The organism is Desulfothermus okinawensis JCM 13304, assembly GCF_054654515.1.
Window position 1 is genome coordinate 1 of the sequence record NZ_BAAIEW010000025.1, and the last position, 12,185, is coordinate 12,185.

Sequence of the window (12,185 nt, forward strand, 5' to 3'; positions counted from 1 at the left end):
TATTTTGTTTTGGAGTGAGTTTTTCGCAGAGGTTCCCTATAGGGAACCTCTATCTTTTTTTTCCATACCCTTTTATGTTCTCCATATTATCATCTATTCCCTCTTTACACAAAATTATTTTAACTCCCATCAGGGTAATTTTGAAAATTCTATTTGCAAATTGTCCCATTTTGGTTTAATATAATCTTATGATAAAAAGAAAAATTGAACCTGTCTTAAAGAGGTTAATTTCACACTATCCTGTTGTTACCATCACTGGACCAAGACAAAGTGGGAAAACTACTTTATGTAAACTTGCTTTTCCAGATTATCAATATGTGAATTTAGAGGCTCTGGATATAAGGGATTTTGCTAAAAATGATCCCAGAGGATTTCTTGAACAATATGGACATCATGTTATATTAGACGAAATCCAAAGGACACCAGAGATACTTTCATACATACAGGTTGTTGTGGATGAGAGAAATGAGCCTGGTCAGTTCGTAATAACAGGAAGCCAACAATTTGAAGTAATCAGTAACTTAACCCAGACCCTTGCTGGTAGAACCGCTTTATTAAAGCTCCTTCCTTTTAGCATTTCAGAAATTCAGGGCTCTTATGACGTCTCTTCTATTGACAAATTAATATTAACTGGATTTTATCCCAGAATATATGATATGTCCCTTAATCCAACACAGGCCCTGGGTGATTATATTGTAACTTATGTTGAACGAGATTTAAGGCAGATTGTTAATATCAGGGACTTAAGTCTTTTTGAAAAATTTTTGAAATTATGTGCAGGGAGAATAGGACAAGTTTTGAATCTCAGCAGCCTTGCAAATGATGTTGGAGTGTCTCACTCAACGGCAAGGGCATGGATAAGTTTGCTTGAAGCAAGTTTTATAGTGTTTTTATTGCCACCATGGTTTGGTAATGTGTCAAAAAGACTTATAAAATCACCAAAGATATATTTTTATGATGTGGGACTGGCAAGTTATCTCCTTGGACTTGAAAATGAGAAACAGGTAATGAGAGATCCATTAAGGGGAAGTCTTTTTGAAAATATGGTGTTAATGGAAATTCTAAAATACAGATATAATAGAGGTAAAAAAAGTAACCTTTATTTTTATCGTGATAGCAAAGGTAATGAAGTTGATATATTATATGAATTGGGAAGGGATCTATTTCCTATTGAGGTAAAGGCTGGAGCAACTGTAGTGGAAGATTTTTTTAAAGGCATAAAAAAATTTTTTAGATTATATCAATATACTCCATGGGGAGGGGCAGTTGTATACGGAGGAAAGATACCTCAAGCAAGAAGAGATATAAAAGTTCATACAATATGGGATATTGAAAACATGTTGAAAAGACTTGAGGATGAAGTGTAGCACACGTGTATAAATTTTTCTATAAAAAATTGTTGCGATTTATAAATAAGCCATAATGTATCTTTATTCCAACTAACAAGGATATATAATCATGGTATTTAATGAGATAGTAAACTTTATAATGTCTACTGTGGGAAATATGGGATACACAGGCATAGTGGTACTTATGTTTTTAGAATCCTCCTTTTTCCCATTCCCAAGTGAGGTGGTGATACCGCCTGCTGCATATCTTGCGTCCCGTGGGGATATGAATTTATATTTAGTCATAATATCCGGAATTGTGGGTAGCTTACTGGGGGCTATTTTTAATTACTATCTTGCCTTATATCTTGGAAGACCCTTTTTCTATAAATATGGGAAATATTTTTTTGTAAGCCATAATTCTTTAAAAAAGGCAGAGGGATTTTTTGAGGTGCATGGACATATTTCTACCTTTGTTGGAAGGCTACTGCCAGGGATAAGGCAGTATATCTCTCTACCTGCAGGACTTGCAAAAATGAATATCTGGCTGTTTTCCATATTTACTGCACTTGGGGCAGGTATATGGGTAATAGTCTTGGCATTGCTTGGTTATTTTTTTGGTATAAACAGGGAATTATTGAAACAACATCTTCATATAGTTAGTATCTCCCTTATTATATTTGTATTGGTTGTGAGTTTTATTTATTTTTGGATTTATAAGAGAAAAAATAAAGTTTCTGGAGAAGATTATGAAAATATTGGCCATTGATGTTGGGAGTGGGACCCAGGATGTGTTGTATTATTCTGATGATAGGGAGCTGGAAAATTGTCCAAAGTTTATATTGCCATCTCCAGCAGTATCTGTTTTTAATAAAATTAAAGAACTAACCAATAGGAATAAAAATATATATTTGTATGGGCATAATATGGGAGGGGGATTCAAAAGTGCTCTAATTTCCCATAAAGATGCGGGACTCAAAGTGGCTTGTTCAAAACAAGCGGCATATGCTATTTCAGATAATTTGAAAAAGGTAGAAGGTATGGGAATAGAAATCATGGATATTCCTCCCAGGGGGTATGTACCTTTGTATTTAACAGACTACGATCCTGGTTTCTGGCAAGGTTTATTAAATTTTGTGGGGTTGGATTATCCTGATGTTATAATGATTGCTGCCCAGGACCATGGATTTTTCCCAGATATAAGTAATAGGCAGGGGAGATTTAAGTTATGGGAGAAGTTTTTAAAAGAAAAGGGTGATATTTATAATCTAATCTATAAGGTTCCAGATAAGAGGTTTACTAGACTTATGACAATCCACAGGATTACTGGTGGAGGATTTGTTGCAGATACTGGGGGTGCAGCGATTCTAGGGGCCCTGTATGAGAAGGATGTATATGAAGCATCAAAAACATCTGGGGTGTGTATTATTAATATTGGAAACAGCCACACCCTTGGATTTCTCATATTCAAAGACAAGATTTATGGAATTTATGAACACCACACAGGGCTTTTAAGTAAAGATAAATTGTGGGACCATATTCACAGGTTTAAAAAAGGAAAGCTCACAAATAAAGAGGTTTTTGATGATATGGGCCATGGTTGTGTTTATAAGAATGAGCTGGAAAGATTCGATTTTTCTGATACATATGTAATTGGGCCAAAGAGAAATTTATTACATGGCTATCCACTTAAGTTCATAGCTCCAGGAGGGGATATGATGCTAACTGGTGCAATTGGACTGGTCCATGGTTATAAGCTACAATTTAACGCCAAAGGATAGCTGGAGAAAGGTTTTCCCTTGATAACCAGAGGATTTAGTGCTACCAACTCCCCATGCACAGTGAGTTGTCAATCATACAGGAAATTTTAATATATTTTGTTCCAGTCTTAATTGCCATAACCTTCCATGAAGTGGCCCATGGCTATACTGCGTATGTGTTGGGCGATCCCACAGCAAAGAGGGCAGGCAGACTTTCTCTAAATCCCATAAAACATTTAGATCCAATAGGGGCCATAGCCCTGCTCATCGTGAAAGTTGGATGGGCAAAACCTGTACCTATAAATCCCCTATACTTTAAAAAGCCAAGGAGAGATCTCTTTTTGGTTTCATTCGCAGGCCCATTTAGTAACTTTTTACTTGCAATTGTGTTTTCAATTATCATTAAAGGGATACTCTTTGTTTTTGGGGGAATCCACGACCCTGGATATGTTCATCTTTTTTCTATTTTAATAGATATATTGTCAGCAGGGGTAATTGTAAACATTGGTCTTGGAATATTCAATCTTATTCCAATTCCACCGCTAGACGGAAGTAATATGGTAATTGCAGTCCTTCCAAGGGATATGGCAATTTCATATGGCAAGATAGGTAGATATGGCATAATTATAATATTTATTCTGTTTTTAACAGGTATTGTTCAAAAAGCCATACTGCCCATCCTCTATTTTTTGGTTTCAATCTTACTTCCAGGCTAACTAAGTATCTGAATTTAAGGAGTGTTGTATGAATGATGCTAAAAACAGAATAGTATCAGGGATGAGGCCAACAGGTCCCCTTCACCTTGGACACTATTTTGGAGTTATTGAGAACTGGATAAAACTTCAAAATGAGTTTGAGTGTTTTTTCTTTATTGCTGACTGGCATGCATTGACAAGCGAATATGCAGATCCCAAAAAAATAAGAGAGTTTTCTGTTGAACTAGCACTAGATTGGTTTTCAGCTGGTCTTGATCCAGAAAAATCCACATTTTTTATACAATCAGAAGTAAAAGAACACGCAGAGTTGAATCTGATCTTATCAATGTTAACCCCTTTAGGATGGCTTGAGAGAAACCCAACATATAAAGAAACAAAGCAGGAGCTTTCTTCTAAAAAGGACGTAAATACCTTTGGATTTTTGGGATATCCAGTGCTTATGAGTGCAGATATTTTAATATACAAGGCAACAAAGGTGCCTGTTGGAGAAGATCAACTTCCACATCTGGAGCTTTGCAGGGAAATAGCTAGAAGATTTAATCACTTATATGGAAAGACATTCCCAGAACCACAGTCAATGGTAACAGAAGCAGCAAGACTCCCTGGTCTTGATGGAAGAAAAATGAGTAAAAGTTATGGAAATGCAATATTTTTAAAAGAAGATTTTGATTCTGTTAAGAAAAAGGTCTTTTCAATGGTAACAGACACAAATAGGAAGAGACTAAAGGATCCAGGTGATCCTAAAAACTGTAACTTATTTCCCCATTTAAGGACTCTAGATCCCAAAGAAGATTTAACAGAAGTCATAGACGGATGTAAAAATGCAACCAGGGGATGTACAGATTGCAAAAAATTACTTTTTGAAAAAATAACTGCACTTCTGGAACCAATCCAAGAAAAAAGAAGAGAGCTTAAAAAAGATACCACGATCATGGATATTTTAATGGAAGGTACAAAAAAGGCCAGGGAACAAGCTCAAATAACAATGGAAGAGGTAAGGACAAAAATAAATTTAATATATGGATAAATAAAAAAGTAGCAAGGCGGCATGGACCTTGCTACTTTAATCTAGAAATAATTGGTTACATTATCTCTTCTATGGTATTATTTTCTCCCACAATTACCACTGTTGGCTTATGCTTTTCTATTTCATCACTACTTAAGTATGTGTAAGCTGCTATAATTATCTTATCACCTACAGATCCCTTTAAGGCCGCTGCACCATTTAGACAAATTTCCCCTTCTTTGCCTTCAATTACATATGTAGTAAGCCTGTTTCCATTTGTGCTATTATAGACATCAACTTGTTCATTTACCATTATTCCAGACGCCTTCAGTAGCTTTGGACAAATAGCGATTGAGCCTCTGTAGTTGACATTTGCCTCTGTTATAGTGGCATTGTGGATTTTTGCCTGTAAGAAACATCTAAATGCCATTTTATTTTTTCACCTCCAACATAATATTATCAATCAATCTGGCCTTTCCAAGATAAATTGCTACTGCAAGTAATGCCCTGTTTTCAATTTTTTCTACGGGTTTTAGATTTTCAGGATCTACAATTTCAATGTAGTCAATATGGCCTGAAGGTATATTCTCCATATAACACTCAGTTAGTTTGGAGATTATTGATTCGCTATCTTTGTGACCATTTTGTACCCATTTTTGGGCCTTTTTAAGACCTCTGTAAATGTGAGCTGCCTCTTTTCTCTCCTCATCTGTTAAATAGGCATTTCTAGAACTCATGGCAAGCCCATCTATCTCTCTCACAATTGGCCTACCAATCACTTTAACCGGAATATTTAAGTCTTCCACCATCTTTTTGATAATAATAAGTTGTTGATAATCCTTTTCACCAAAAATCGCAAGGTGGGGGTTAACTAAATTAAAAAGTTTCAATACAATGGTGCATACACCCTGAAAATGCCCTGGTCTGCTTTTTCCACAGAGATATTGGGAGAGTTTTGGAGAGTTAACCCAGGTGCAGTGATCTTCCGTGTACATATCTTTGGTTTCTGGAGCAAAGAGGTAGTCAACACCAGCTTCTTCTGCCAGTTTTGTATCCCTTTCAAAATCCCTGGGATATCTATTTAGATCTTCTTTTGGACCAAATTGAGTGGGATTTACAAACAAAGACACAAACACAATGTCAGAATTTTCCCTGGCCCACCTCATAAGGGATAGATGTCCTTCATGGAAATATCCCATGGTGGGAACAAAGGATACAATTTTCTCTGAACATCTAAGTTTTAAGGTGAGGTTTTGAATCTGTTGTGGATCTTTTATAATTTCCATATTAAGGCCCCATATACCTAAAGTATTTTTTGGAAAATTATATTTAGGTTATGGTTTTTGTTAGGTCAAGTAAGTTTTTTGGGTAAATTTAAATTTTTTATTATCTAATAAAGCACATCCGCTAGACATAATCCATGAGCTGGGGCTGTCATTGGAAGGAGGGTCCTGTCCTTTTGGTTTATGAGAGTTAAAAATTCACTCAAGGACATCTTTTTTTTGCCAATTCTAAATAGAGATCCCATTATATTTCTAACCATTTGTTTTAAAAAGCCATTCCCAATGAAATAAAACACCTTCTCATCTTCAAACATGCCAGGGGTGCAAAAAATTTTATATATGGTCCTTACTGTATTCTTTACATTTGAGCCTGTGTTTTGAAAACAGCTAAAATCCCTCTCACCTTCAAGATGCTTTGCTGCCTTCAACATAAGCTCAATATCAAGTTTTCCTGTTTTCCAGCAAAAAGGTGATCTCATTGGATAGATAAAATCAGAGTTTGTCCATACTGTGTATGAATATATTTTTGCTTTAGCCATGTATCTGGCATGAAAATTTTGATCTACATATGAGGCTTCTATAATAGATATATCTTCTGGAATGAGACTGTTTAAGGCCCTTTGCCATGGGATATTTTTTTTATCTTCTGGTATATCCACATGTGCCACCTGTCCAAGGGCATGGACTCCTGAATCTGTCCTTCCTGCTCCATGTACTACCAGCCTTTTCCCAACAATTTTTTTTAAGGCCTCTTCTATACAGCCCTGAACTGTCCTCTGGTTTCTCTGTATTTGCCAGCCAGCAAAGTTAGTACCTAAATAGGAAATTTTAAGCTTTAATCTGGGCATGGTTAAATAGACTACTTGCCAAAAGGGGTTTGAAATTCTGTTAGTGCCTCTGATAGCTCAGCTGCCTTTTTGGGATCCATGTTTGTTAATATCTCTCCCGCAGTCCTTCCTTTCATTCCTGCCAGTATTTTGACAGCTAGCTGTTTGTCAAGAGTCTCTAAGACCTTTGCAGCCCTAGCAGGATCCATGTTTGAATATACCTGAACTAAGTGTTTGATTTTTTTATTCTTTAGCACTTCTGCCTTTTTAATTAGTTCTTCAATTTTCCAGGCCAGTTTTTTTTGTTCCTGGAGTTTTTGCTCTATTTTTTTCTCTAATTTTTTTAATTGTTCTTCTTTTAGTTTCAGCTCCGCTTCCTTTGCCCTTAATTTTTCCCATTGTTCAGCCAGGAGTTTGTCTGATGGCTTTGGAATATCCTGAGATTTTGTTTCTGCAGCCTGTGCAGATTTTACCCTGAAAACTGTATCTGACACCTGCATATTTTTATTATTTTCCACAAGATTAATATTAGTTATTTGATCAATGTGTTTTATTGGATTTGTTTGTTTTACAATAATGTAGATGAGGTACGATGCCTTGAAGAGGGATGTCACAATAATTAGTGTTACCACACTAAATAAGAGACTTTTCATATTTAAGTGTAGATATTTCGTCGATTTCTTTTTGTTCTCTTTTTTGCTCTTCATAGATAAACCTTTTGTGGTCTTTTTCTTTTAATTTTTCTAGTTTTTTCTTTTCTATTGTCTTTGAGACAAGGTCCTGGCGTAAGAATTCTATTTTTACAGACAACTCACTTATATCTTTCTCTAATTGATCAATATACATTAAGATATTTTTTTCTGTTTCTTTATAGAGCCATATGGTATCACCTGATAGACTCCCACTTGATATTTTTTTTGAAATTTGTTCAAGCTCTTTTTCGCAATCCTTAAGCTCTTGTTTTTTTTTAGAGAGCTCTGACATTACCTTTGCCAGGCGCATCTTTGCCTGCTCTTCAATTTGTTCCCTGTAGTCAAGAATCCTTTGGAGTCTGAAGTTAAACTTTGCCATTTTTTACCTGTGATAATTTCTTGCCAATAGTTTCAACAATGATTAACCTTGCCTTTCAAAAAAATATAAGGATAGATTCCATGAGAGACAAGCGTAGCATATACCTAAATACAATTTCCATACCAGAGGCAATTTTGAAGATCAAGGAAGTGCTGAATATTAAATTAAAAGAGGAAGTTATTCCAACACAAAAGGCTCTTGGCAGGATTACTTCAAGGCCTGTTTACGCGAGGTATTCCTCTCCCACCTTTCACAGTGCTGCAATGGATGGAATTTGTGTTCGGGCAAAGGACACCTTTGGTGCAAGGGAAGGGTTTCCTGTGAAGTTAAAAAAAGGCAGGGATTTTTTATATGTTAATACTGGAGATCCAATACCCAATGGATTTGATGCGGTGATAATGATTGAATATGTTCAAAAAATTGACCAGGATTTTGTTGCCATAGAAAGGGCAGCATACCCTTATGAGCATGTTAGAAAGATAGGGGAAGATATAGTTGCAACTGAGATGATTATTCCCCAAAATCATGAGATAACTCCCTATGATATTGGTGCATTGCTCTCTGGTGGAATATATGAGCTCTTTGTGAAAGAACAGATAAAAATATCAATTATCCCAACAGGGGATGAGGTGTTGAACTTTGAGCTCAGGCCAGTTCCTGCTATAGGACAGGTAATAGAGAGCAATTCCATGATGCTAAAGGCAATGGCAGAAAAGTGGGGATGTAGAGTTAAAAGGATACCTCCAGTTGAGGATAATTTAGACAGGATATGTGATGCCCTGGAAAAAGAGCTTAAATCAGATGCGCACATTGTGGTTATAGGTGCAGGGTCTTCAGCAGGGGACAAAGATTATTCCAGACGGGCAATGGAGAGGTTTGGAGAGGTAATTGTCCACGGCATCTCTGCCATGCCAGGAAAACCAAGTATCCTTGCATACAGCAAAAAATACAACAAGCTAATGGTGGGAGCACCAGGATATCCTGTTAGTTCAGTTATTTGCTTTGATAAATTACTAAAGCCCATTGTCCATCACCTGAGTTCAAGGCTGGTTAAAGAAAACCCAAAAATAAAGGTAATGCTAAATAAGAGGCTTCCATCAAAATTGGGAATAACGGAATTTGTGAGGGTTGCCATTGCCAGGGTAGGGGATATATTTGTTGCCAATCCAATGAAAAGGGGAGCCAGCCAGATCACAACACTGGTAAATGCCCAGGGGATAGTTGAGGTTCCAGAAGATGTGGAAGGAATAAAAGAGGGATCCTATGTTGATGCTGAACTTCTGGTGGATATTGGTTTAATCGAAAACACCCTTATGTGTGTGGGGAGCCATGACAATATCTTGGATCTTATCAAAAATGAGCTCATGAAGAGGGAAAATCCTATTAGGCTAACGTCCTCCCATGTGGGAAGTGTCGGTGGTCTGGTTGCCATATCCAGGGGGTCATGCCATTTTGCGGGATCCCATTTATATGACCCTGAATCTGGAGATTATAACTTCCCATTTATTGAAAAATACATCCCTGATAAAGAGGTTGTAGTAGTAAATCTTGCCATAAGGCATCAGGGATTTATGGTTAAAAAGGGAAACCCTAAAAATATTCATAACATAAGGCACCTTCTCAGGGAAGATGTGGTGTTTGTTAATAGACAGAGGGGTTCTGGAACAAGGATATTATTTGACGATCTTCTCAAAAAAAACAATATATCGCCAGATAAAATAAGGGGTTATAACAGGGAAGAATATACCCACATGGAGGTTGGTGTAAATGTTTTGTCAGGTACAGCTGATGTTGGTATGGGTATTTTTGCAGCTGCCAAGGCACTGGGACTTGACTTTATAGAAGTGGCTAAGGAAAGATACGACCTTGTTATCCCAAAGGCCTTTTTGGATGATCCAAAAATTAAAACACTTTTAGATATAATTTCAAGGGACTGTTTTAAGGCCAAAATTAGAGAACTTGGAGGGTATGAAACAACCTTAACAGGGGTTTTTATGGAAAAGGGAATGGGATTACAAAAAAATAGATAACTTAGGGGGTATTGAAGATGAAGTTTTTTATTGACACAGCAAATATCAAAGAAATTGAAGAAGCAAAAAAAATGGGGCTTATTGATGGGGTTACCACTAATCCATCACTCATGGCAAAGGAAGGTGGAAATGTAGATGAGATTGCAAAAAAGATATGTGAGATAGTAGATGGACCAGTTAGTTTAGAGGTGCTTTCCACAGACTTTGAGGGCATGGTTAAAGAGGCAAAAGAACTGGTAAAATATGGTCCCAATGTAGTTATTAAGATCCCAATGACTGAAGAGGGGATCAAGGCATCATATTTTTTGGAAAGGGAAGGTATTCCAACCAATGTAACACTGGTCTTTTCTTTAAATCAGGCACTCTTAGTTGGTAAAATTGGTGCATCTTACGTCAGTCCCTTTGTAGGGAGACTGGACGATATAGGTCAACGGGGTATGGATTTAATACAGGAAATAGTAACTGTTTATAAAAATTATGATTTTAAGACAGAGATAATTGTTGCCAGTGTAAGGCACCCAGAACACGTAAGACAAGCAGCACTATATGGTGCACATATAGCTACCATTCCATTTAAGGTGATCAAAAAATTAGCATCACATCCCCTAACTGATATTGGACTGGAGAAGTTCTTAAATGACTTTAAGAAGGTTCAAAATGGATAAAAGGGAACCTGCCTATTTCTTTAGCTCCGCTTATTGATTGGGTTATGGGTTAAGTGATAGTGAATAGTGATTAGTGATTAGTTGTTAGTTTTTAGCTGTTAGTCTTTAGTGATTAGTAGAAGGTAGAAGGGTGAAGGTAGAAGGATGAAGGATGTATGTGAAAGTTACAGATCACATACACATACACAGACACATCAAAGCTTGAGACTTCGGAGTTAATGGAATAAAGATAAAAGGGAATTTATAACCAGAAGGAGTATCCATATATGACACTTGTTAATGAAAATTTCTTAAAACTCCAAAAGTCATATTTGTTTGTTGAAATAGCCAGAAGGGTAGAGGATTTTCAAAGGAAAAATCCAGATATGGAAATAATAAGGATGGGGATTGGAGATGTTACCCTGCCCTTGCCTGAGGTTTGTATTGAGGCAATGGAGAAGGCTGTAAGGGAGATGGGAGATCCATCTACCTTTAGAGGATATGGTCCTGAGCAGGGTTATGAATTTTTGCGTGAGAAAATAGCTGCATTTGATTTTCAAGATAGAGGTATGAATATATCAAAGGATGAGATATTTGTAAGTGATGGTGCAAAGTGCGATACAGCTAATTTTCAGGAACTTTTTCCCCAGGACATAAAAGTGGCCATCCCAGATCCTGTATATCCTGTGTACTTGGATACAAATGTCATGGCTGGAAGGGCAGGGGAGCTAATCGATGGAAGGTACAGCAAAATTAAATATCTTGAATGTACATATGAAAACAGATTTATTCCAGATATACCAGATGAAAAAGTGGATTTAATATACCTCTGTTTTCCAAATAATCCAACAGGAGCTCCTATTACCAAGGATGAGTTAAAGAAATGGGTGGATTATGCAAGGGAAAATAAAGCCATTATTTTATATGATGCAGCATATGAATCATTTATCAGGGATAAAGATGTCCCCCATTCAATTTATGAAGTAGAAGGTGCAAAAGAAGTGGCAGTTGAATTCAGGAGTTTTTCAAAAACAGCTGGTTTTACAGGGGTTAGGTGTGCATATACTGTGGTACCTAAGGAGTGTGCTGGATACACAAGGGATGGGAAAAAAGTATATTTACATGATCTCTGGCTGAGGAGGCAGTCAACAAAATTCAATGGTGTCTCCTACATAGTTCAGAGGGGTGCAGAAGCAATATATTCTGAACAGGGCAAAAAGCAGGTAAAGGGACTTGTGGATTATTATCTGGAAAATGCCAGGATTATCAGAGAGTCCATGAAAGGAGCTGGTTTTGTATGTGCAGGTGGTAAGAATTCGCCCTATGTATGGGTAAAGGGAGATATGGACTCATGGGAGTTTTTTGATATAATTTTGAAAAAATGCGGGGTGGTATGCACTCCAGGTAGTGGATTTGGAAAATGTGGCCAGGGATATATTAGACTAAGTGCATTTAATTTCAGAGAAAATGTTGTAAAGGCCATGGAGAGGATGAAGAATAATTTGTAATAGCACATGACC

13 protein-coding genes are annotated in these 12,185 nt (G+C 36.8%); 8 read left to right on the forward strand and 5 right to left on the reverse strand.

Going from position 1 to position 12,185, the window contains the following annotated elements; translation table 11 throughout:
• Positions 1-188 precede the first annotated feature (188 nt).
• From ACYQ0O_RS10005 to trpS, 5 genes are all read left to right on the forward strand, one after another.
• Positions 189-1,367 carry an ATP-binding protein gene (locus ACYQ0O_RS10005; RefSeq protein WP_459892647.1) on the forward strand — a complete coding sequence of 393 codons (1,179 nt, stop codon included), beginning with the start codon at positions 189-191 and terminating at the stop codon, positions 1,365-1,367.
• A gap of 91 nt (positions 1,368-1,458) precedes the next feature.
• Positions 1,459-2,097 carry a DedA family protein gene (locus ACYQ0O_RS10010; protein WP_459892649.1) on the forward strand — a complete coding sequence of 213 codons (639 nt, stop codon included), beginning with the start codon at positions 1,459-1,461 and terminating at the stop codon, positions 2,095-2,097.
• Complete coding sequence (locus ACYQ0O_RS10015) at positions 2,078-3,109, forward strand: DUF1786 domain-containing protein (RefSeq protein ID WP_459892651.1); 1,032 nt, start codon at positions 2,078-2,080, stop codon at positions 3,107-3,109. Before ACYQ0O_RS10010 ends, ACYQ0O_RS10015 begins: the two co-directional genes overlap by 20 nt.
• Before the next feature lie 53 nt (positions 3,110-3,162).
• Positions 3,163-3,804, forward strand: coding sequence for a site-2 protease family protein (locus tag ACYQ0O_RS10020; RefSeq protein ID WP_459892653.1), 642 nt, complete (start codon positions 3,163-3,165; stop codon positions 3,802-3,804).
• A gap of 28 nt (positions 3,805-3,832) precedes the next feature.
• The gene (gene trpS / locus ACYQ0O_RS10025; RefSeq protein WP_459892655.1) at positions 3,833-4,831 is read left to right on the forward strand and encodes a tryptophan--tRNA ligase; all 999 of its coding nucleotides are present in this window, start codon (positions 3,833-3,835) and stop codon (positions 4,829-4,831) included.
• Positions 4,832-4,886: 55 nt separating this feature from the next.
• On the opposite strand, the gene panD is transcribed toward trpS, so the two are convergent.
• From panD to fliJ, 5 genes are all read right to left on the reverse strand, one after another.
• On the reverse strand, positions 4,887-5,240 hold the full coding sequence (panD, locus tag ACYQ0O_RS10030; RefSeq protein ID WP_075069172.1) for an aspartate 1-decarboxylase: 354 nt from the start codon (positions 5,238-5,240) through the stop codon (positions 4,887-4,889).
• Position 5,241: 1 nt separating this feature from the next.
• Positions 5,242-6,096: a pantoate--beta-alanine ligase gene (gene panC / locus ACYQ0O_RS10035; RefSeq protein WP_459892657.1), complete on the reverse strand. Its 855-nt coding sequence runs from the start codon at positions 6,094-6,096 to the stop codon at positions 5,242-5,244.
• 104 nt (positions 6,097-6,200) lie between these two features.
• On the reverse strand, positions 6,201-6,941 hold the full coding sequence (gene truA / locus ACYQ0O_RS10040) for a tRNA pseudouridine(38-40) synthase TruA (RefSeq protein WP_459892659.1): 741 nt from the start codon (positions 6,939-6,941) through the stop codon (positions 6,201-6,203).
• An 11-nt stretch (positions 6,942-6,952) separates the two neighbouring features.
• Positions 6,953-7,573 carry a MotE family protein gene (locus ACYQ0O_RS10045; protein WP_459892661.1) on the reverse strand — a complete coding sequence of 207 codons (621 nt, stop codon included), beginning with the start codon at positions 7,571-7,573 and terminating at the stop codon, positions 6,953-6,955.
• Entirely contained in the window at positions 7,554-7,991 is a 438-nt protein-coding gene (gene fliJ / locus ACYQ0O_RS10050; RefSeq protein WP_459892663.1) for a flagellar export protein FliJ, read from the reverse strand. The genes ACYQ0O_RS10045 and fliJ overlap by 20 nt, the downstream gene beginning before the upstream one ends.
• An 80-nt stretch (positions 7,992-8,071) precedes the next feature.
• Here fliJ and ACYQ0O_RS10055 point away from each other — a divergent pair, with 80 nt between their 5' ends.
• From ACYQ0O_RS10055 to ACYQ0O_RS10065, 3 genes are all read left to right on the forward strand, one after another.
• The gene (locus ACYQ0O_RS10055) at positions 8,072-10,021 is read left to right on the forward strand and encodes a molybdopterin biosynthesis protein (protein WP_459892665.1); all 1,950 of its coding nucleotides are present in this window, start codon (positions 8,072-8,074) and stop codon (positions 10,019-10,021) included.
• A 17-nt stretch (positions 10,022-10,038) separates the two neighbouring features.
• Complete coding sequence (gene fsa / locus ACYQ0O_RS10060; protein WP_459892667.1) at positions 10,039-10,686, forward strand: fructose-6-phosphate aldolase; 648 nt, start codon at positions 10,039-10,041, stop codon at positions 10,684-10,686.
• Positions 10,687-10,952: 266 nt separating this feature from the next.
• The gene (locus ACYQ0O_RS10065; RefSeq protein WP_459892669.1) at positions 10,953-12,173 is read left to right on the forward strand and encodes an LL-diaminopimelate aminotransferase; all 1,221 of its coding nucleotides are present in this window, start codon (positions 10,953-10,955) and stop codon (positions 12,171-12,173) included.
• Positions 12,174-12,185 lie beyond the last annotated feature (12 nt).

Excerpts from the sequence above, each read along its gene's own strand:
- ACYQ0O_RS10005 (WP_459892647.1), top strand. The coding sequence starts at position 189 with ATGATAAAAAGAAAAATTGAACCTGTCTTAAAGAGGTTAATTTCACAC.
- panD (WP_075069172.1), bottom strand. The coding sequence starts at position 5,240 with ATGGCATTTAGATGTTTCTTACAGGCAAAAATCCACAATGCCACTATA.
- ACYQ0O_RS10045 (WP_459892661.1), bottom strand. The coding sequence starts at position 7,573 with ATGAAAAGTCTCTTATTTAGTGTGGTAACACTAATTATTGTGACATCC.
- ACYQ0O_RS10055 (WP_459892665.1), top strand. The coding sequence starts at position 8,072 with ATGAGAGACAAGCGTAGCATATACCTAAATACAATTTCCATACCAGAG.
- ACYQ0O_RS10015 (WP_459892651.1), top strand. The coding sequence starts at position 2,078 with ATGAAAATATTGGCCATTGATGTTGGGAGTGGGACCCAGGATGTGTTG.
- ACYQ0O_RS10020 (WP_459892653.1), top strand. The coding sequence starts at position 3,163 with ATGCACAGTGAGTTGTCAATCATACAGGAAATTTTAATATATTTTGTT.
- ACYQ0O_RS10010 (WP_459892649.1), top strand. The coding sequence starts at position 1,459 with ATGGTATTTAATGAGATAGTAAACTTTATAATGTCTACTGTGGGAAAT.
- ACYQ0O_RS10065 (WP_459892669.1), top strand. The coding sequence starts at position 10,953 with ATGACACTTGTTAATGAAAATTTCTTAAAACTCCAAAAGTCATATTTG.
- truA (WP_459892659.1), bottom strand. The coding sequence starts at position 6,941 with ATGCCCAGATTAAAGCTTAAAATTTCCTATTTAGGTACTAACTTTGCT.
- fsa (WP_459892667.1), top strand. The coding sequence starts at position 10,039 with ATGAAGTTTTTTATTGACACAGCAAATATCAAAGAAATTGAAGAAGCA.
- fliJ (WP_459892663.1), bottom strand. The coding sequence starts at position 7,991 with ATGGCAAAGTTTAACTTCAGACTCCAAAGGATTCTTGACTACAGGGAA.
- trpS (WP_459892655.1), top strand. The coding sequence starts at position 3,833 with ATGAATGATGCTAAAAACAGAATAGTATCAGGGATGAGGCCAACAGGT.
- panC (WP_459892657.1), bottom strand. The coding sequence starts at position 6,096 with ATGGAAATTATAAAAGATCCACAACAGATTCAAAACCTCACCTTAAAA.